The following is a 17,543-nucleotide window of genomic DNA, read 5'->3' on the forward strand; positions in this document are numbered from 1 at the left end:
ATTTGTTGACCGTATAGTCAGGAACTCGCACGCAGTGGATTATGCTTTTGTGTACAAATAAAGCAAATATTGTTTTTTGTTTTGTCGGCGATTTTTTTGCCGATAGGGATATATGGCTATCAGGATGGCTACGCGAGCAGGCTCGCTGCCTCCTTTGTAATGCGCTTCCCTGTGGGAGCGAGCCTGCTCGCGAAGAGGGCGGCCCTGTCAATCGAGTTGCAGCTGATTCCCCCCAAGCGCCAGATTCACCGCCAACCACCCATTCACCGCCGCTTCCCCAGCCTCGGCAAATACCCGCTCGAGCAATTTCACCTGCTCACGGCGCAGCGCTTGCTCGAACTTCGCGCCTTCCGCCGTCAGCTCAAGCAGGCGCTTACGCTTGTCCGTCTGCGAAGCGACGCTGTCGACCAGGTGCATTTCCTGCAACTGGCGCAGGGGCATGTTCAACGCTTGTTTGCTCACGCCCAGCAGGGCCAGCAACTCTTTTACGCTGAGGTTCGGATAGCGCGCGATGAAAAACACGATGCGCTGATGCACCCGCGAGAGGCCGCGACGCTCGAGCATTTCATCAGCCTTGGCAGTGAATGCCTGATAGCCGAAGAAAAACGCTTCCATGGCCTGTTGCTGAGTGGAGGGGTTTTTAAGGTCAAGCATGTTGACGTACTCGCTCAAGCTGTCGTAATTTCAGTCAACCAGTTTGACTCATTTCCTGCATGCCTTGCTACGGTGACCTCCATGGCTTTTTCCGAACGTGTCTCGCGCCTTAAAAGTTCTTTGATCCGAGAAATCCTCGCGGCGGCCCAACTTCCGGAGGTCATGTCGTTCGCCGGCGGTTTGCCCGCTGAGGCGATGTTGCCGAAGGTGGAGTGGGACGAGATGCCGTTATCGCTGGGTCAGTACGGCATGAGCGAAGGCGAGCCGGCCTTGCGCGAAGCTTTGGCGGCAGAGGCGAGGGCGCTGGGCCTCGAGTGCGATGCGAGTCAGGTGCTGGTGGTCAGTGGTTCCCAGCAAACTCTGGATCTGGCGGCAAAACTGTATATCGACAAGGGCACGGAGATTTTGCTGGAGGCGCCGACTTATCTGGCCGCGCTGCAAATCTTCCAGCTGTTTGGCGCCGACTGCCTGACCGTGCCGCAGGAAGCGGACGGCCCCAACCTCGCGCAATTGCGTAATCGTTTAGAACAGCATCGCCCGGCGTTTATCTACCTGATCCCGACGTTCCAGAATCCTTCCGCCGTGCGCTACAGCGAGGCCAAGCGCACAGCGGTCGCCGCGTTGCTTGATGAATTCGGCGTCACGCTCATTGAAGACGAGCCATACCGCGAACTGACTTTCGATGGTGGCAGTGCCAAACCTATTGCGGCGCGCCTGAAAAAAGCCAGCTGGATCTACACCGGCACCGTGTCGAAAACCTTGCTCCCGGGTTTGCGTGTCGGTTACTTGATCGCCAGTGCGGATCTGTTCCCGCACCTGCTCAAACTGAAGCAATCGGCGGATCTGCACACCAATCGCATCGGCCAGTGGCAGGCGCTGCAATGGATCGGCTCGCAGAAGTATCAACAGCATTTGAGCGAGTTGCGGGATTTCTATCGGCAGCGGCGAGATGCGTTTCAACTGGCGCTGGAAATGCATTTTACCGATCTGGCTGAGTGGAACATGCCCCAGGGCGGGCTGTTCTTCTGGCTGACGCTGAAGCAACCGCTGGATACGCGCACTTTGCTCAATGAGGCGTTGGCCAATGATGTGGCATTCATGCCCGGTGAACCGTTCTTTCCCGAGCCGGACAAGCATCATGGGCATTTGCGCTTGAACTTCAGCCACATTGATCCGTCGCGGCTGGATGAGGGGTTGAAGCGGTTGGCGGCGGTGGTGCGGCGGGCGCAGATGGAAAGGGCGGCCTAGCAAAAACGCCGGCTTAAGGGCCGGCGTTGTCAGTGCGGGCCTCTTCGCGAGCAGGCTCGCTCCCACAAAATGGAATGCGTTTCAAGGGTGGGAGCGAGCGCGCTCGCGAAGGCGGCTATCGCTCCAACCCGTTAACATCAGACCGCCGCAAACCGCTTATCCAGATAATCAATAATCACCTTGGATTCATACATCCAGGTTGTCTGCCCGTTCTCTTCAATTCGCAGGCAAGGCACTTTGATTCGGCCACCCTGTTCCAGCAGGGTCTGGCGATCCTGCTCGTTGTTCTTCGCGTCTTTCAGCGCCACCGGCACATTCAGGCGATGCAGGGCGCGGCGGGTTTTCACGCAGAACGGGCAGGCGTGAAATTGATACAGCGTCAGGTCCTTCGCGGCAGCGTCGACTTGCGCCTGAGCAGCGGTGGGGCGTTTTTTCTTCCCCGGGCGGGTAATAAAGTCGATGAAGATAACCAGTTGGCCGAGGCCGACACGAAGCGCTTTGACGAACACGTTGAAAGCCTCACGGTGCAAATGAAGAAGGCGCGCAGCTTACCCGATTTTTCACGGGCGAAAAAAAACCGGCGATCAACGCCGGCTCTTTTCTGTTGCGAATTACTTGATGAGGCTGAGGAATTCGCTACGGGTTGCCGCGTTTTCACGGAATTCACCGAGCATCACCGAAGTGATCATCGACGAATTCTGCTTTTCGACGCCGCGCATCATCATGCACATGTGCTTGGCTTCGATCACCACGGCCACGCCCAGCGCGCCGGTGACTTGCTGCACCGCATCGGCGATCTGGCGGCTGAGGTTTTCCTGAATCTGCAGGCGGCGCGCGTACATATCGACGATCCGCGCAACCTTGGACAGGCCCAGCACTTTGCCGCTCGGGATATAGGCGACATGCGCCTTGCCGATGAACGGCAGCAAGTGGTGTTCGCACAACGAATACAGCTCGATGTCCTTGACCAGCACCATTTCGCTGTTGTCGGAGCTGAACAGGGCACCGTTGGTGACCTCTTCGAGCGTCTGTGCATAACCGCGGCAGAGGTACTGCATGGCTTTGGCGGCACGCTTTGGCGTGTCGAGCAGGCCCTCGCGGGAGACGTCCTCGCCCAATTGGCCGAGAATCGCGGTGTAGTTCTGTTCCAGTGTCACAGAGGCTGATTCCATAAGGGTTTCAGAGGGGTACTGTTTCTGTCTGTACCAATTTTGTACCAATCAAGCTGTTTTCGAGCTTTCCGAGTTCACCCCAGTCGGTGCTGGAGTTGATCCATCGGGCGTAGGTCGATAGCAACATCTGAACGCTATGACCGAGCTGAGTGGCAATAAACGCAGGGTTCATACCCGCCATGAGGCACATGGTAGCGTAAGTGTGTCGGCAGTTGTATTGCCGGCGGGCGCGAATCCCCAATTCGATCAATGCAGCCTGGAAGTGTTTATCGGTCACGCTCGACTGTTGAATGAACTCGAAGTTCTTGGTGGGCGGGAACACGTAGGGCGATTCAGCGCGTTTCCGACGGCTCTGCGAGGCACGTTGTTGCGCTACTAGCTCGGCTTGCTCGATGGCGTGCAGTGCGCGACTGTTGAGCATGACCTGGCGCCCGTTACGGGTTTTGGTACGCTCCTCGATCTTGTAGTCCGCGACGATTCGACACACGTTGACCAGCCGCTTTTCCTTGTCGACCTCTTCCCAGCGCAGCGCCGCGATCTCGCTGGGGCGCATGCCGGTGTAAAAGGCGAACTCAAAATAGGCCGCGTAGATCCCCATTGAATGGGTCAGCGTCTTATATAGGTGATCAATGATCTGGTTGGCCTCGCCGACTGTGAAGGGATCGATGGGCTTTTTGGCCTTCACCGGCAGTTCGATGGACTCCACTGGGTTACGGGTGATCAGGCCATCTTTTACTGCGGTACCGAACACCGTGGTCAGGCGCTGGATCGCCGCGCGCTTTACGCCCGGTGTCGGCCATTCGGTGTTGGCTACTACCTTGCGCAGCATCACCGACGTGATGCTGTCGATGGGCAACATCGCCAGATACGGCATCCAGTACAGATTGAGGGAGCCGAGGTAATTCTTGCGTGTCCCGGCCACGATCTCGCGACTGTTGAGCCACTCCTGGGCGTACTCCCCGAAACGGGGAGTTGCCGAGTAGTTGGCATAGGTGGAGTTGGGGAACAGTTCGGCGTAGCGCTGATCATCCAGCACGCCGTGCTTGATTAGGCTGGTTACGTTAGCGCGTAGGTCGGCGGCAGCCTTAATCCCCTTCGGCGTTTGGGGATAGGGGAGGGTTTCGCAACGGCGTTGCCCGTTCCAGGTGAAACGAATGCGGACGGATTGGCCAGCAAATTCAACTCCGGTGGGCAATCCCATTGGCTCTCGAGCCATGCTTCGTATCTCCTAAGGCTGTAGTAAATGCGGCTGTCGATGGTGTTCCAGACACCTTTGGGGATGACGCCTCTGGCGCGTTTTCCTTGTAGCGCCCGGCGGCTAGTTCCAACGAGTTCGGCCATCTTTTCTTCTGGAATCTTGTCCAGGTGAAAGGTGGGAAGTGATGCCTCATCAGCTTCTTCAAACTGTGAATGGCTTTTGCCGAGCTGCGCGGAGAGGTGTTTCTGTGCAGTCAAAGTTGCATTGGCGCCGCTCCCGTGGCCGCAGCACATGTGGAACTGCTGGAATGTATGCTCCATCACAGCTGTACTCCTTGAGCGTGCTCGCCAACGAGCGCGGCATGCTTCCAAGCTCTGCGGCTCCACGCGGCGAAGCCGGCCCGGTACGCATAATGCTCACGGGCAAATGAGTCGGATGTTTTCGCGCCTGGTGCGGTGATGTACGTGCCTCGCTGTGTGCAGTACTGCAGACCTTCGGGCACTGGGAACTCTTTTTCGAACTCGGCACGCGCGTTGATCTGCACCTTGTTAGCGGCAACTTTCGCTGTGTGTGCGGGCGAGCAGGAGGGATGCTTATACCCCTCGGTAGGCTGCGCGGGCGGGCGATTCTGAGCGATTAGCGTTGCATCGGGTGTGGCTGCCTCGCGCAGCTTTTCGTGGGGTATAGCCTGAACGTCAACAGCGCCGGTCAGCATCAGCGCACCGACCGCCATCGTACCGAGAGTGTAGGTTTCGAGACGCGCCCGTGCGATCAGTACTTCGGCCTTGGTTTGCTCCTGCGCACTGTCCCAAACCTTGGCCAATCGAGTGTTGTAGAACACCTGCATGGGTTCGAGATCGCCTTTGTTTTGAGCGATTTTTGCCTTCTCAAACTGCATGGCCAGGGTGCGCCAGTCCATCCAGCCGGGCGGTGAATAGAGTGCGTTAAGGTGGAACCCTACCGTCTCGCCATCTCCCTCAGCGTGCGCACGCCATTCGCCTTTGGCGAGCATTTCACCTTTATGGTGTTCCTCAATCAGCACATCACATTCGGTCCCAGCGCACTCGTAATGCACGGTGCTGAAATCGTCGCTGTAGTGAAGACGCTCCCATTCCAGTACCTGCATATGACCGCAGTCTGGACATGGCACGTAGAAGTGACGCTGGTCGCTACCTTCAAAGAGATCCGCAATCCGCGAAGCGCCTTTGATCGTTGGCGAACTGGAGAAATAAAACTTAGCGTTGCGACCGAAAGTACTCGCTCGCGTCTCCGCCAATTCGATGGGGTCCCCCTCCTCACCAATGTCGACTTCCCAGCGGTCAATTTCATCACCGTAAATGTAGCGCGCCGACAACTCTGACAAGTTTGCGGCAGAGCCGGCTGTGGTGACATACAGCGATCCGCCCTCAAATTCCTTGGTGTCCATCGTGTTGACTGCATCACGACCGGTCGCGATTCGCTCACGTAAAACAGGTGTGGCTTTGATGGTCTTTCCGATCCGTGCTGACACCCGTTTGGCCAGGCCTAAGCTTGGCAGCAAGGTCAGGATATTTGACGGTGCCATGTGGATCAGCCCACCGATCCAGTTCAACGCAATCTGGGTTTTCATTAACTGCGAAGCCACCATAGTGACTACACGTTTGCTGCGATGTGCCGGTGACAGGCAACGCATAGGCTCGCGAGCATATGGGGTCCGAGAGGTGCGGTACCGTCCAGGTTCAGCAGCACCTGTGTCTCGCGGAATGCGCATGTATTCGTCAGCCCATTGATCGACCCACAGCTCAGGCTCTGGGCGAAGGCCACGGAAGTACGCCGCCCGGTAAACCTCGGCACCGTCTGCAAGTTTGGCATCCATAGGATCAGTTCCCGAGGGTCAAAGCGTGGCTGAAGTCTTCGGCAGACAGGCGCTCAGCCTCTTCAAGCGCTTGGCGGATCTCACCAAGCAAGTGCTTTTCAATGTCCCAGGCGCTGGTCATAGCCGACAACACGGGGGCGAGTTTGGGTGGCAAGCTCAAAAGCAAATCACGAGTCATGCGCCCAGTAGTAAAAGCGGCTTCGTCGACGACTTCTCTATCAACCAACTCACCGGTGATCTTTTGAAGGTCAGCTTCGGCCCTCTCAGCCTGCGCAAGAGCCAACCGTGTTTTAGCCTGGTGATAGTCCGGCCCAGCTTGAGGGGCCGAAGTGGGAAGCGCGGGAGCGATCCATGGTTGCTGGACCGATGTAGTGGCGACCGGTGCGATTCGGGTACCCGAATTGCTGCGTGCTGGATCGCCCGTCATTTCTAAATACTGATCGGTGGCTTCGACATCGATCTTGCCATCCGAGGCGTAAATCAATCGGCCTTGCTTGGCCAGTTTGCCGACGTACTGGCGGGACCAACCTTTGCTGGCCGCGTATTCCGTTCGGCTCAAAACGGTCATGTAAACCTCCTGTCAACTTAGGGCCGTCAACCTCTGTCAACCTCTGTCAACCAACGTGAAAAAACCGGCCAGTCGCAAGATCCCGCGGGTTTCCGACCCCGTACCCTCCGAATAACCCTAGGGTCCCCTGCGGTTTCAGGCTGGCCCGCCGCCATTCGGCGGGACATCGCACACACCAAGCCGCTTCGCAGCCCAGCGCTCGTACAACCCGATGGCAACATCCGCACCAGCCATCGCCGTCAAACAACCCAAGGCGCCCGCCGTCCAGAGCGACATGCCGGCAGCAATCATCAGCATCATTGCCGACACGCCGCAGACAATGCAGGCTCCCGACCGAAGCGCGAGCCTGCGCAACAATGCCCAGCCCCGCGCCCCATCTTTATCTGCTCGCCACATTTCCCCCGACACACCCCCGACCAGCGCCAGGACAACCACTAACCAGATCGGCATCTCTGCCAGTGCTTGTTGCTCGTTTGTCATCGCCTACCCCATGAACGCAAAAACCCGGCGCAATGGCCGGGTTTGGTGGTGTGGTGCCTGCCGCTTTCTGCGGTCGCACCTATCGAAGATGACTACTTTTTACAGGTCGATTCCGGTGGCAGCAACCCTGTTTTAATGCCACCCGGTGAATAAGTGGGTACCCGACGAGTTTTTCGCCCAGTGCGTTGCCGAGCGCAAGGTCGCTCGTTACGTGCGCGGCCATAAACGCATCGAGTGGATCAAGGGTAAAGCAGAGCGTAACGAAGCCCTCGACCTCATGGTGTATTGCTTGGCGATGGCGCATTACATGACCGAAGTGCTTGAAGCCTAAGGGGGCTTATCAATGATTCCTCAAGTTCTGAAGAACATGAATCCGAACATTCCGCAAAAGGTGATCGTGACCAATATGGGCGCCGGTGGTGGCCTGGGTGACGGGCTGGACATCGGCGACGTGGATGGCGGCGAGGATAAAAAAGACAAGAAGGGCAAGAAGGGCAAGAAGGTCGGCCGCAAGGGTGTTGGTGGAAAGGGTGTTGGTGGCGGTGTCGGTGGCGGTGTCGAGATGGCGCGCGGGGTCGGCAACGTCGTGAAGGGCACGGCCGTAGTGGCGGTGGCCGATGCCGGTTTCAAGGCCTATGACACCTACATGAACGCCGAAACTCAGGACGAAAAGGCCGAGGGTTACGGTGCGGCTGCCGGTGGGTTGGCCGGTTCGCTCTCTGGTGCAGCAGCGGGGGCAGCCCTCGGCACGATGATTATGCCGGTGATCGGCACGGCGATCGGGGGGCTGATCGGTGGCTTGATTGGCAGTTACGGCGGCGATGCCTTGGGCGGGTACGTCGGCAAATCGATGTTCGGCACTGAAGACGCGCTGAAGAAAATCCCGGACGCCGGGCCGTTGATGATGGCCAATGCCGGCAAAGACATGGCGCCGAAGCTGGGCGACACCTCGTTGGGTGCTACGGCCAAGGCGTTCGCGCCGGCAACCACTGGCCCTCTGATGCTGACCAATCCCGGCAAGGGGCTGGATGTCGGCGCGACGATGGCCCCGGCCGTTCCGGAGGCGCCGCCGGTGTCGTATGACCCGCGCGACCTGAATTCGAAGGACGCCATGCTGTTGCCGCACTTTGCCAACAAGGTGCGCTTCCCGGGTTCGGAACTGCGTCGGCCGAAGGTGATTCGCTCCGGGCTGGAAGAGCCGACGCCGCCGCCTCAGATCGGCATGGCCGCCAAAGACATGATGATGCCACCGGCCAGCGCAGACGCCGCGGCGGGGGCATTGGTCAAGCCGATGGCAGCGGCGCCGGCGGCGCCAAAAGTCGAGTCCAACGTGGCGATTCAGGCGCCGTTTTCGCTGGTGGTCAACGGTGACGTGAAGGATGGCAATCAGCTTTTCGCGCAGATCAAGCCAATGCTCGATCAGCACTATCGCGACATGGCCAAGCAGATGGGGGGCAATCAGCTCTATGACACGCCACACGTTTGATAAGGGGGGCACATGGAAGCATTGGGGCAGTTGCAGTCGGGGTTGAAATATCTGGCCACGGCAGGCGAAACCGGCCGCCGCAGTCTGGACGGAATGCTGTCACCGGTGAATGGCGCGATCGGCGAAATCACCGGTGCCGCGTCCGAGTTGGAAAGCCTGCCCTTTGTCGGGCCGGCGATCGGGGAAAAGCTTCAGCGGGCGATGCGCGGGATTAACGCCGCGCAGGCGCAAGTCGGGCGGGTGGTGGCCATGTACGGCACGGCCACCCGCGCGGTCGCCCAGGTGGAGGAACGTTTGGGCGTGCTGAAGGAACAGGCCGGCAAGGCCGCCACGGCCATCAACAAGATCGCCGGCAAGATCAGTCCGGCATTGGCCAACATCGTGCCCACGGGCACCTTTGCCCCGGATCAGACGCCGGCGCCGGAAGCCGTGAAGCCGTTCCCGCACCTGCTGATCATCCAGCCGCAAGACCCCAAGGCGCAGCCGTATTTCTTCAACCTGGACACGGCGGCCTTTGACGAGCTGCGCCGGTCGACCAAATTCCGCTGGGCCTCGCAAGAGCGCCTATCGCGGCGCCCGGCGCAGCAGGGCGTGGGCATCGGTGACGAGAAAATCACCCTTAAGGGCGTGATCCTGCCGGGGCTAAAGGGCGGATTAAAGCAACTCGACACCCTGCGCACGATGGGCGGAAAGGTGCTGCCGCCGATTGTGATCAACAAAAGCGACGTCAGCCGCTGGCAATTCAACTTTGAGGATCGCGATTCGCACAAGGCGGTCGGGGCCAAGCATCAAGACAAAAAGACCGGTGAGCTGGCTGTGGTGTCGCTGGAAAACGACGACGCCCCGGCCGGGCTGCCGGCGGTGCATACCGATCGGCATATCTACCCAAACAAGACCGCCGCCCAGGCAGCGGCCCGGGCGCGTTTGGCGGCGTTCAACCGCTCCACCGCCGGCGTGCGGCTGGAAATGGCCGGGCGTACAGATCTGTTTGCGGAATGCCTGATCATCGCCCAGGGCTTCAAGGTCGGGCTTGATGGCGAGTTTCTAGCCGAGTCGGTGCAGCAGACGTACACCCAATCCGGCTGGTCGACCACCGTTGAATGTAACGGCGGCAAGAAGGGCAAGGCTAACGCCAAGGGCAAGAAGGGGAAAAAGCCGGCCAAGCCGGTCAAGGTCGTCAGCCTCGCATAACGCGCTTAGTCGCAATCATTCGCCGCCTTGAGCGGCTTTTTCATGTCTGGAGTTTGTATGTCCATCACTGAACAACAGCTGCAAAGCATCATGCCCAACGCCCGCCGCCAAGCGGGCGTTTTTGTATCCGCCCTCAACGCAGCCATGGCCCATCGACAGATCAACACGCCGAAACGCCAAGCCGCGTTCCTGGCGCAAGTCGGTCACGAATCGGGTCAGCTGCAGTACGTCCGGGAACTGGGCGGCGACCAGTACCTGAGCAAATACGACACCGGCAGCCTCGCTGCGAAACTGGGCAACACGCCAGCAGCGGATGGTGATGGCCAGCGCTATCGCGGTCGCGGGCTGATCCAGGTCACTGGCCACGACAACTACCTGCGCTGCAGCTTGGCGCTGTTCGGTGACGAGCGATTGCTGCGCACGCCTGAATTGCTGGAGCTGCCGCAGTGGGCTGCCGAATCGGCTGCATGGTTTTGGTCAGTGAATGGGCTGAACGCGCTGGCCGATCAAAATGAATTCAACACGATCACCCGCAGGATCAACGGTGGCCTCAATGGCCTGCAGGATCGGCTGGAGTTGTGGGAGCGGGCGAGGGCGGTGTTATGCGTCTCGGCGAACTGATCCCGGCCCCGTATCGGCTGCTGGCAACACGAGTGCTGCTGGTTGTCTTGGTCGGTGGTTCTGCGGCCATCACTTGGCGAGTCCAGGATTGGCGCTTCGGCAAACAGCTCGCAGAGCAGGCCCGACTCCACACCGAAATCCTTAACCAGTTGGCCGTGGCCACGGTTGCGCAGCAGCGTGCTGAACAGGACAAACGCCTCGCGCTCGAGCAGCGCCTGGCTACCAGCGAACAAACCCATTACCGAGCCTTGAGTGATGCCCAACGTGATCAAGGTCGCCTGCGCGACCGCCTTGCCACTGCTGATCTGCGCCTGTCAGTCCTACTCGACGCCACCACCGGCGCCGACAACGGACAGGTGTCAGCCACCACCGCCACCGGCGGCGTGGTTCATGGCCCCGCAAGAGCCGAACTTGACCCAGCGCATGCTCAACGAATTATCGGCGTCACCGATGATGGTGACCGGGGGCTGATTGCTCTTGCTGCGTGCCAAGGATATGTGCGGGAGCTGAGTCGATAGGGATGTGCCCGGCGCAGTTAACCAGGAACAATGGCTGCTAGCCTGGTGAACAACACTTCGTTCGTCAGACGAACTGCTCTACCACTTCTTTCGTCATTGGCCTCCCATTCACCAGATTTGAGCGGGCGGTAGAACATGGCGCGGTCAAAAAGCCCCGTCACGTTTAGACCGCGCTCACCGCTTTGTTCTTCTGGTTCAAATGTAACTGTTTTGTCCAACACCTTCACGCACAGGGTTTCAATCTTCGAAGTGAAGTCTGAACAAGTAACACTATTTTTGAACAACTCAATGCCTTGGATTCCTGCGAGCATCGATTCAAGCTGCGAGTAGAAGGTCGACGCATGAGTTTCGAACATTTCCGCCTGCTCTGTTTTCTTCCGCTCAGCACATTCTTTTGCGTGCAGGTGCGCCAAAATCGTGTGCTGTAAAAATTCCTTAGTGCTCATGGGTATCCTCCTGGTGATGTCGAATTACCGTTGCATACTAGCGAAAGCCCCCGCGCAATAGCGAAGTAAAAGGAGCGATCTGATCAGATGCGTCAACATCCGACCTGATCGCTGTCCCCGCAGACTATCCCTGCAAGTCCAGCCAAGGCTCCTGCTCCGTGCACAAAGCGCGGCGAGCCTAGCACCTGTTTATCCATACAGTAAAGGTCTTGCTCTCAATGTCCACACCCATCATCCCTTGGATGGGCGGCAAACGCCGCCTAGCCGACCGCCTCATCCCGCTTTTTCCGCCGCACGAATGCTACGTCGAAGTTTTTGCCGGCGGTGCCGCGCTCTACTTCATGAAGCCTCAGCCGTCGCCGGTCGAAGTCCTCAACGACATCAACGGCGACCTGGTCACGCTTTACCGCGTCGTGCAGAACCACCTCGAAGAATTCGTGCGCCAGTTCAAATGGGCGCTCAGCTCGCGGCAGGTGTTCGAATGGCAGAAAATGACCCGCCCTGAAACTCTCACCGACATCCAGCGCGCCGCCCGATTCTTTTACCTGCAGCACCATGCCTTCGCCGGCAAGGTCTCGAATCAGACTTTCGGGACGGCGACGACTGCCCCGGCCATCAATCTGCTGCGGATCGAGGAAAACCTCTCGGCCGCTTGGCAGCGCCTGTCCGGCACCTATGTCGAAAATCTCCCTTGGCTTGAATGTGCAGAACGCTACGACCGTGCTCACACTTTCCACTACATGGATCCGCCTTACTGGCAGACCGCCGGCTACGGCGTGGACTTTCCGTTCGAGAACTACGAACGGATGGCCGACTTTATGCGCCGCTGCAAAGGCAAAGTGATGGTCAGCATCAACGACCATCCGGACATCCGCCGCGTGTTCGAAGGCTTCAACTTTGAAACGTTGGACATCCGCTACAGCAACACCAACCAGCGGCAAGGGAAGGCTGAAGTCAGTGGCGAGTTGGTGATCATGAATTGGGAGCCGGCGTCCCTAGGAGGCTTGTTCTAGAGGCATATCGGAGTTAATTTTCCGATTCTGCTCGTAGAGCATTTCTGGCGTTAAGCTATTATTACTAGTGCTGAGAATGTCACTCATCATCTTCGTTCATCAAATGATAACTGCAATGGACAAGCGATTAGTCGGCCTTTCTTTTCTAATGACCCTAGGATGGGTAAGCATTGTTCTTTTGGTGATGTATTGGATGTCGTAGTAAAGGTAATTACCGTGGACGACGTTGTTCTGAGCGAAAAAATGAAGCGTGAAGCCGATCGGCTTCTTGCCCTGATCGTGCGGGCTGATTCGATGATCCTGGCCGTGAAAGCGGGTGCGCGGGCGGATGGCTTTGTCTTGGGTCTGGAAGCCGCAGGCGCATTGAAGAGCGGAGACGCGGAGCGGCTCTACATCATTTTCGAAGCGGCATTGGTGGACCGTCTTAAGACGCTTGCGGGAAAATAGAACAGGTTATCGTTGTCGTTCGCATGCTGGTCAAAGCTTTGGGCATGATGAGTGCCTCAAAGGTCATGAATGCCACTTTTCAGAGTGAGTTCTGCGCTCATCGCTAACTCCACGCGTGATGCTTTCAGCGCAGACCTGCGGGCACTGCTTTTTCCACAAAACCTTGTCCGGTGCAGGTTGGGCAGTCGTCACGTGCACCAAAGCGATCTAGGCAGGCAGAGCAAATACAGAAGGCTGCCGACTCGATGTAAGGTCGCACCTTTTCAAAGGCACGCAGATCACGTTCCTCTTGAGCGACCTGCGCTGCATCTATTAATGCTCGATAAGTGTCAGCATCGGAAAGCGGCTGGTGGGTGATGCCGGCGATCATTCGTTCGGTCTCAACCAACTGGTACCGATGACCATTCATTTCCAAGACCAGCCCGAAGATCTTCCCGACCTTTTGTGAAAGACCGAGCGTCAGCCTTACTCCGTCCGTATTCGAGTAAACCTTTCCGTCGTAAGCGAATGACGCGCCGCGTGGTTGATCATTGACAAAATTGAAGATCGATCGACGGATCGTGCCTAGCAGTTTCCCACTATCGATCTGTACAACGTCGTACGTCGATGCACCGCGGTAGTGACCTGGCGAGTTCTGCAGCTCTTCGACGGCGTGCCAATAGGCGGCGTTTGCCCTTTCGTTCAAGTCGAACTGTTCCAGTTGGTCGATCAGACGTTCATCGAATAGCGCCGCCGACATTTCGTGGAGTGTTTCCCGATGGCCCTCCGGGTTTCGCATACGGAAATCCTGATCGTCGAGTGTCGTGCGCCATCGCTGGAGTCGTAAGATTTTAGCCTGGTCGAAATTCATGGAGCCGGATTCGCTGTAAAGTCACTGTATGGGTATACAGTAAATGAGGTGGTGCGTAGGAGCGAGGGGAAGTCGACGAGCTGCTGTGAACGGTAGGTCTGGATCCTGGGAGAGGGGCATGTTAACTGGAGTGCTGCGCAGTCTCAGTCTGAGAGCTGGTGTCCCTGAGAGGGTTCGGATCTCTCCTTCACCGCCACATTCAGTAAACGCAAGCACCTGATTTTCCTAGAGAAAGTCGGGGGTTTGTGGTTTTTGGCGTCTGAGAAAAGGCCATATGGGACTGAGATGGGACTGGGGCTTCATTTCGGTGCGCAGATAGAGCTTGCTGAATGAGCGACTAACCTTCGGCGACAATGCGATCAGCTAGGCTGTCGTGAACCCGACCACAAGGACGACTTCCATGCCATCTGACTCAGATCCCAACGTTGCCACGGCAGATGCTCTGACATTACTACTACACAACCAGCATGCACTTGGGGCAGCTATTGAGGAGGTCACAAAGTGGCTCTCGGAGAGCGGCGTAGAAGATGTTGCTCTTAATGCGGTAAAGGCTATGGAAACCTTAGACACAAACGCCAAAGCACTCTCAGATGCGATTCTGCGAATACGGCAGTCGTAGATACAGCTCTCTGAGTGTGAACCTACGAATCACAGACGGCTGTGAGTCGATAGCGGAGATTCGCGCCTGCTTTTTTAGCCAAAAGCGGCCAGCCTCTTTTTTTTAGAAAAAGGATTTAGTAATGGCAAGAGATGACTTTGCTCCGTTGGTGGTTGCGGCTCTCGGAAAACGTGCCTCATTCATATGTTCTAACCCTGGTTGCAGAAGACAAACAATTGCACCCTCAAGTGCTGACGCCATGAAGTTTCTATACATCGGAGCGGCAGCACACATAACTGCAGCTTCGAAATATGGTCCGCGTTACGACCCGAATATGACAACGGAGGATCGTGCTGCGATAACGAATGGAATCTTCCTTTGCCGGAGTTGCGCCGACCTAATAGATAAAAATAAAGGCATCGATTTCACTGTTGATGAGCTGAGATCTTGGAAGTCAGATCATGAGGATTGGGTCTCCGCTAATTTAAACAAAACACCTGGAGGCGTAGGCGGCGACGGCGGAGGAGGGACGATTATCGGCAACCGAGGGACTGTAATCGGCGGAAAAGGAGGTGAAGGGGGGACAGGAGGGAGTGGAGGCAAAGGTGGTAGCGGATTTATACAAGGGGATGAGGGGTTGATCATTGGTGGGAATGGCGGTAGCGCGGGCACTGCTGATGGTCGCGGCGGAAAAGGGGCGCGAAGCCCTATGCAGCGCGTTGGATCTCCCACTGATTTTTGGGGATACGGAAACGGTGCCTCTGGAGCTAATCATCCTGAGTACGATAGGCGTCTTACCTTATTGGCTCAATTCAGGCATGAGTATTTAACGAAACTACCCGAGCATGCTCCGTATGTTCATGCTGGAATTGACGTAGTTCCATGCGATTGGATCAATCAGCGGCTTGCGGAATGCAGTGAGCAGTGGAGGGTCGAAATGGGAGAGTTTGGATATACACTTCCACCTTTAACCCTAAGAGATCGAGACGATCTCCAATAACTTTCCGTAGGTTATCTTTAGCTCCAGCGAAGGTTTAATGAATCTCCGAATCTTGCAGTTAGCTATCAAATGGCAGATCCGGATCGTTCTCAGTTATTGACGACCGCTACGTTGAATTCCAGCCTATGTTCCATCGGCCCCCACACCCGACCCCGGTGTGGGGGCCTTTTCTTTGGGGGGCGGGAACCACCGATGCCTAGTCTGGCCTGCCGACCCCGGGTACTGTGGTATCACGGATGATGCAGCCAAACGCGGCTGAGGAAGCTCACATGATCAGCGAGGCGATCCATGAAGAGGTGCTGCGCACCCTGGTGCAGCAGAACGTAGTGCGCGAGTGCCTGGTGGCTAAGTTCGATGGTGGATGATTTGGAGTCTGTCGATCTGCTTGGGCGGAAGTGGTGCACGCTGGGTGCCGGTACGCTCTCGGCGCGAACGCCTACGTATTTGGGACAGCCTGACAGCGGTGGAGCTGTGAAAGGGTTCAACTTCAGCGGATATGTCCTAGAGGATGTCTGCTTTCGGCCAAAAGCAGTCATCCTGGTTTAGCATTATCTGGAATGACTTAGGTTTCGACATCAAATCTGCCCAATAGCGCGGCGCCGTCAGTGGCACCTAAAATTTGATCGATCGCAGCGATTTTTTGGGATGCGTCGTCGAGCGCAAAGTCAGCATTGGTGTAAACAGCCTCCGCCTCGTTATGAAGTGCATAGGCAATATGCGCCGCCACGCGAACATTCGTCGGGGCGTCTACAACGCTACCCAGATAATCAACAAGTAAAGTCTTGATCTCTAGCAATGCGAGGGCGAGTAGTCTGTTTTGGTCTGTCTGCATATCGGGAACCTGGATATTGCAATGCGGGGTTCGAAACGAATTTCCCGAGGTTATACAAAACGTTGGATAGGCAAAAGCAAATGACCGCTCCGGGGCCGAAACATTTCGCTTATGACAGGCTGCTTCTGGCCGAAAGCGGACCTTGGTGGTCAGATTATTGGATGCGGTTTAGGGCAGATTTAGGGCAGATCAGAGGCCGCACGAGGCCGCTAAGCACCAAAGCATTCGGCTTAGTTGCCCGTACTTTATGGCCTGTAGCGGTCTGAAGTGATCCTAGAAGGGGTTCGAATCCCTATCCGAACAATCAGTAGCGACAATTGCTCCAATAGGGGAGCGAGGTCAGGTCTTGGCGGGCCATCACTTCAAGTGATCTCCTGGACGCATTTAAGGCCCAAGACCAGGTCAAGATGCCTGCGCGATTGGACGTAATAGACGTCCTATCTAACGAGGCGCACTAGACTGCCTAAGTCGCATGATCGCGTCAGTGATCGTTTGCGCATTTCGATCAAGCGTTTCCAAGGCCGCAACGGCGTTATCGGCAACAGTGTCTGCGCCATTCCCTGAGATCCAATGGGTGATTTCTTCGATTGCTGCACCGAGTGCATGCTGGTTATGCAGGAGCAACGTCAGAGCATCTGCCGTGACGATATTGAAATCCGACGGATCTGGCATGGTGTTCGTCCTTGAAGTCGATGCGTGGCTAAATCTGTCCATCATTCTGCATGATCCTAGTCCAAAGCGAGCGACTCCGGTTCGCACATTGTACATTTGCCACTTCGAAAGGTCCGGCCATAGGCCTCTTGGGATGGGGCAAAAATGGGGCAAACCGTACGCCATTTAATGCCATTCAATGCCAAGCATGCATTTGCGCACGCAATGGTGAAATGCGCTAATCCTTAACAAATACTGGGGGTTGGTGCATAACGACCAAAGTACTCCAGCACAATCGGGGTTTGAGGGATTTGCTTCGGAGGTTGGCCAAGCCCTGTTTAACGGGTCCAGCGCTCTCCCCGACTCCCCACAAGGCACCACGGACATTTTCGCCCACATCGGGCGCCTTGTTTTTGAGTGCTGAGCGACAGCTCCATTAGGGTGGCGTCTAGGGCGAGATGATTCTGATCCATCCTTTCCAGTAAATCCGAAGGAACCCCTCTCCTCGACACCTATTAGAGTATGTATGCCAGATTTCGTCGTCTTGGTCTCGATAGATCGGTCGCTCGTCCGCACCAAGCGAGCAGGGGAAATGAGTCTAGGACGGCGTGGATCTCAGATCCTACCTCTAGGCAGAAAACGCTGGTCTACGCTGATCATAGAACTCCTCGACTGCTTCGCGTGAATCTGTGAAAATTACGCAGATGGATGTTTT

General features: G+C 56.8%; 21 protein-coding genes and 2 pseudogenes. 11 read left to right on the forward strand and 12 right to left on the reverse strand.

The features are described 5' to 3' along the window. Positions 1-207 precede the first annotated feature (207 nt). Entirely contained in the window at positions 208-654 is a 447-nt protein-coding gene (locus CKW30_RS11120; RefSeq protein ID WP_056786765.1) for a MarR family winged helix-turn-helix transcriptional regulator, read from the reverse strand. An 81-nt stretch (positions 655-735) separates the two neighbouring features. On the opposite strand from CKW30_RS11120, the gene CKW30_RS11125 reads away from it, so the two are divergent. After that, positions 736-1,902, forward strand: a complete 1,167-nt coding sequence (locus CKW30_RS11125) for a PLP-dependent aminotransferase family protein (protein ID WP_095180791.1) — start codon at positions 736-738, stop codon at positions 1,900-1,902. A gap of 137 nt (positions 1,903-2,039) precedes the next feature. Here the strand turns inward: CKW30_RS11125 and CKW30_RS11130 are convergent, their stop codons facing one another. The 7 genes and pseudogenes from CKW30_RS11130 to CKW30_RS11155 form a co-directional block, all read right to left on the reverse strand. Next, on the reverse strand, positions 2,040-2,411 hold the full coding sequence (locus tag CKW30_RS11130; protein ID WP_095180792.1) for a glutathione S-transferase N-terminal domain-containing protein: 372 nt from the start codon (positions 2,409-2,411) through the stop codon (positions 2,040-2,042). A 102-nt stretch (positions 2,412-2,513) separates the two neighbouring features. After that, positions 2,514-3,059, reverse strand: coding sequence for a GTP cyclohydrolase I FolE (gene folE / locus CKW30_RS11135; RefSeq protein ID WP_205970537.1), 546 nt, complete (start codon positions 3,057-3,059; stop codon positions 2,514-2,516). A gap of 22 nt (positions 3,060-3,081) precedes the next feature. After that, positions 3,082-4,230, reverse strand: coding sequence for a site-specific integrase (locus CKW30_RS11140; RefSeq protein WP_256584323.1), 1,149 nt, complete (start codon positions 4,228-4,230; stop codon positions 3,082-3,084). Next, the gene (locus tag CKW30_RS27515) at positions 4,131-4,592 is read right to left on the reverse strand and encodes a hypothetical protein (RefSeq protein WP_256584317.1); all 462 of its coding nucleotides are present in this window, start codon (positions 4,590-4,592) and stop codon (positions 4,131-4,133) included. Before CKW30_RS27515 ends, CKW30_RS11140 begins: the two co-directional genes overlap by 100 nt. 365 nt (positions 4,593-4,957) lie before the next feature. Next, positions 4,958-6,127: pseudogene (locus CKW30_RS11145) on the reverse strand (terminase gpA endonuclease subunit); the annotation flags it as partial. A 4-nt stretch (positions 6,128-6,131) separates the two neighbouring features. Continuing rightward, the gene (locus CKW30_RS11150) at positions 6,132-6,695 is read right to left on the reverse strand and encodes a hypothetical protein (RefSeq protein WP_095180795.1); all 564 of its coding nucleotides are present in this window, start codon (positions 6,693-6,695) and stop codon (positions 6,132-6,134) included. Positions 6,696-6,830: 135 nt separating this feature from the next. Then, positions 6,831-7,175: a phage holin family protein gene (locus tag CKW30_RS11155; RefSeq protein ID WP_095180796.1), complete on the reverse strand. Its 345-nt coding sequence runs from the start codon at positions 7,173-7,175 to the stop codon at positions 6,831-6,833. 157 nt (positions 7,176-7,332) lie between these two features. Between CKW30_RS11155 and CKW30_RS11160 the strand changes: the two are divergent. The 5 genes and pseudogenes from CKW30_RS11160 to CKW30_RS11180 all read left to right on the forward strand — a co-directional run. Beyond that, positions 7,333-7,485, forward strand: a pseudogene (locus CKW30_RS11160) (terminase gpA endonuclease subunit); the annotation flags it as partial. A 33-nt stretch (positions 7,486-7,518) separates the two neighbouring features. Further along, complete coding sequence (locus CKW30_RS11165) at positions 7,519-8,661, forward strand: hypothetical protein (RefSeq protein WP_256584318.1); 1,143 nt, start codon at positions 7,519-7,521, stop codon at positions 8,659-8,661. Between the two features lie 12 nt (positions 8,662-8,673). Continuing rightward, entirely contained in the window at positions 8,674-9,852 is a 1,179-nt protein-coding gene (locus CKW30_RS27520) for a phage tail protein (protein WP_095180797.1), read from the forward strand. A 57-nt stretch (positions 9,853-9,909) separates the two neighbouring features. Further along, positions 9,910-10,473 (forward strand): glycoside hydrolase family 19 protein, encoded by a 564-nt coding sequence (locus CKW30_RS11175; protein ID WP_095180798.1) that lies wholly within the window; start codon positions 9,910-9,912, stop codon positions 10,471-10,473. Then, entirely contained in the window at positions 10,455-10,991 is a 537-nt protein-coding gene (locus CKW30_RS11180; RefSeq protein ID WP_095180799.1) for a lysis system i-spanin subunit Rz, read from the forward strand. Before CKW30_RS11175 ends, CKW30_RS11180 begins: the two co-directional genes overlap by 19 nt. A gap of 17 nt (positions 10,992-11,008) precedes the next feature. Here the strand turns inward: CKW30_RS11180 and CKW30_RS11185 are convergent, their stop codons facing one another. Next, a complete protein-coding gene (locus CKW30_RS11185) occupies positions 11,009-11,437 on the reverse strand; it encodes a hypothetical protein (protein ID WP_095180800.1) in 429 nt (142 codons plus the stop codon). Positions 11,438-11,655: 218 nt separating this feature from the next. Here CKW30_RS11185 and CKW30_RS11190 point away from each other — a divergent pair, with 218 nt between their 5' ends. Then, positions 11,656-12,450, forward strand: a complete 795-nt coding sequence (locus CKW30_RS11190) for a DNA adenine methylase (protein ID WP_095180801.1) — start codon at positions 11,656-11,658, stop codon at positions 12,448-12,450. A gap of 216 nt (positions 12,451-12,666) precedes the next feature. Continuing rightward, a complete protein-coding gene (locus tag CKW30_RS11195) occupies positions 12,667-12,897 on the forward strand; it encodes a hypothetical protein (protein ID WP_095180873.1) in 231 nt (76 codons plus the stop codon). A 124-nt stretch (positions 12,898-13,021) separates the two neighbouring features. Here CKW30_RS11195 and CKW30_RS11200 read toward each other — a convergent pair whose 3' ends face one another. After that, a complete protein-coding gene (locus tag CKW30_RS11200) occupies positions 13,022-13,747 on the reverse strand; it encodes a hypothetical protein (protein ID WP_095180802.1) in 726 nt (241 codons plus the stop codon). A 400-nt stretch (positions 13,748-14,147) separates the two neighbouring features. Between CKW30_RS11200 and CKW30_RS27525 the strand changes: the two genes are divergently transcribed. The 3 genes from CKW30_RS27525 to CKW30_RS27535 all read left to right on the forward strand — a co-directional run bounded on the left by CKW30_RS27525 (position 14,148) and on the right by CKW30_RS27535 (position 15,710). Continuing rightward, positions 14,148-14,366: a hypothetical protein gene (locus tag CKW30_RS27525; protein ID WP_095180803.1), complete on the forward strand. Its 219-nt coding sequence runs from the start codon at positions 14,148-14,150 to the stop codon at positions 14,364-14,366. A 238-nt stretch (positions 14,367-14,604) separates the two neighbouring features. Then, positions 14,605-15,345, forward strand: coding sequence for a hypothetical protein (locus CKW30_RS27760; protein ID WP_095180804.1), 741 nt, complete (start codon positions 14,605-14,607; stop codon positions 15,343-15,345). A 236-nt stretch (positions 15,346-15,581) separates the two neighbouring features. Beyond that, entirely contained in the window at positions 15,582-15,710 is a 129-nt protein-coding gene (locus CKW30_RS27535; protein ID WP_256584319.1) for a hypothetical protein, read from the forward strand. Between the two features lie 197 nt (positions 15,711-15,907). Here the strand turns inward: CKW30_RS27535 and CKW30_RS11220 are convergent, their stop codons facing one another. Both CKW30_RS11220 and CKW30_RS11225 read right to left on the reverse strand, forming a co-directional pair. Next, positions 15,908-16,177 (reverse strand): hypothetical protein, encoded by a 270-nt coding sequence (locus CKW30_RS11220; protein ID WP_064389996.1) that lies wholly within the window; start codon positions 16,175-16,177, stop codon positions 15,908-15,910. A 441-nt stretch (positions 16,178-16,618) separates the two neighbouring features. Continuing rightward, positions 16,619-16,849, reverse strand: coding sequence for a hypothetical protein (locus CKW30_RS11225; RefSeq protein WP_095180805.1), 231 nt, complete (start codon positions 16,847-16,849; stop codon positions 16,619-16,621). Positions 16,850-17,543 lie beyond the last annotated feature (694 nt).

The organism is Pseudomonas sp. Irchel 3F6, assembly GCF_900187595.1.
GTDB lineage: Bacteria > Pseudomonadota > Gammaproteobacteria > Pseudomonadales > Pseudomonadaceae > Aquipseudomonas > Aquipseudomonas siliginis.

Excerpts from the sequence above, each read along its gene's own strand:
- CKW30_RS11120 (WP_056786765.1), bottom strand. The coding sequence starts at position 654 with ATGCTTGACCTTAAAAACCCCTCCACTCAGCAACAGGCCATGGAAGCG.
- CKW30_RS11125 (WP_095180791.1), top strand. The coding sequence starts at position 736 with ATGGCTTTTTCCGAACGTGTCTCGCGCCTTAAAAGTTCTTTGATCCGA.
- CKW30_RS27515 (WP_256584317.1), bottom strand. The coding sequence starts at position 4,592 with ATGGAGCATACATTCCAGCAGTTCCACATGTGCTGCGGCCACGGGAGC.
- CKW30_RS11150 (WP_095180795.1), bottom strand. The coding sequence starts at position 6,695 with ATGACCGTTTTGAGCCGAACGGAATACGCGGCCAGCAAAGGTTGGTCC.
- CKW30_RS11155 (WP_095180796.1), bottom strand. The coding sequence starts at position 7,175 with ATGACAAACGAGCAACAAGCACTGGCAGAGATGCCGATCTGGTTAGTG.
- CKW30_RS11165 (WP_256584318.1), top strand. The coding sequence starts at position 7,519 with ATGATTCCTCAAGTTCTGAAGAACATGAATCCGAACATTCCGCAAAAG.
- CKW30_RS27520 (WP_095180797.1), top strand. The coding sequence starts at position 8,674 with ATGGAAGCATTGGGGCAGTTGCAGTCGGGGTTGAAATATCTGGCCACG.
- CKW30_RS11175 (WP_095180798.1), top strand. The coding sequence starts at position 9,910 with ATGTCCATCACTGAACAACAGCTGCAAAGCATCATGCCCAACGCCCGC.
- CKW30_RS11180 (WP_095180799.1), top strand. The coding sequence starts at position 10,455 with ATGCGTCTCGGCGAACTGATCCCGGCCCCGTATCGGCTGCTGGCAACA.
- CKW30_RS11185 (WP_095180800.1), bottom strand. The coding sequence starts at position 11,437 with ATGAGCACTAAGGAATTTTTACAGCACACGATTTTGGCGCACCTGCAC.
- CKW30_RS11190 (WP_095180801.1), top strand. The coding sequence starts at position 11,656 with ATGTCCACACCCATCATCCCTTGGATGGGCGGCAAACGCCGCCTAGCC.
- CKW30_RS11200 (WP_095180802.1), bottom strand. The coding sequence starts at position 13,747 with ATGAATTTCGACCAGGCTAAAATCTTACGACTCCAGCGATGGCGCACG.
- CKW30_RS27525 (WP_095180803.1), top strand. The coding sequence starts at position 14,148 with ATGCCATCTGACTCAGATCCCAACGTTGCCACGGCAGATGCTCTGACA.
- CKW30_RS27760 (WP_095180804.1), top strand. The coding sequence starts at position 14,605 with ATGAAGTTTCTATACATCGGAGCGGCAGCACACATAACTGCAGCTTCG.
- CKW30_RS27535 (WP_256584319.1), top strand. The coding sequence starts at position 15,582 with ATGATGCAGCCAAACGCGGCTGAGGAAGCTCACATGATCAGCGAGGCG.
- CKW30_RS11220 (WP_064389996.1), bottom strand. The coding sequence starts at position 16,177 with ATGCAGACAGACCAAAACAGACTACTCGCCCTCGCATTGCTAGAGATC.
- CKW30_RS11225 (WP_095180805.1), bottom strand. The coding sequence starts at position 16,849 with ATGCCAGATCCGTCGGATTTCAATATCGTCACGGCAGATGCTCTGACG.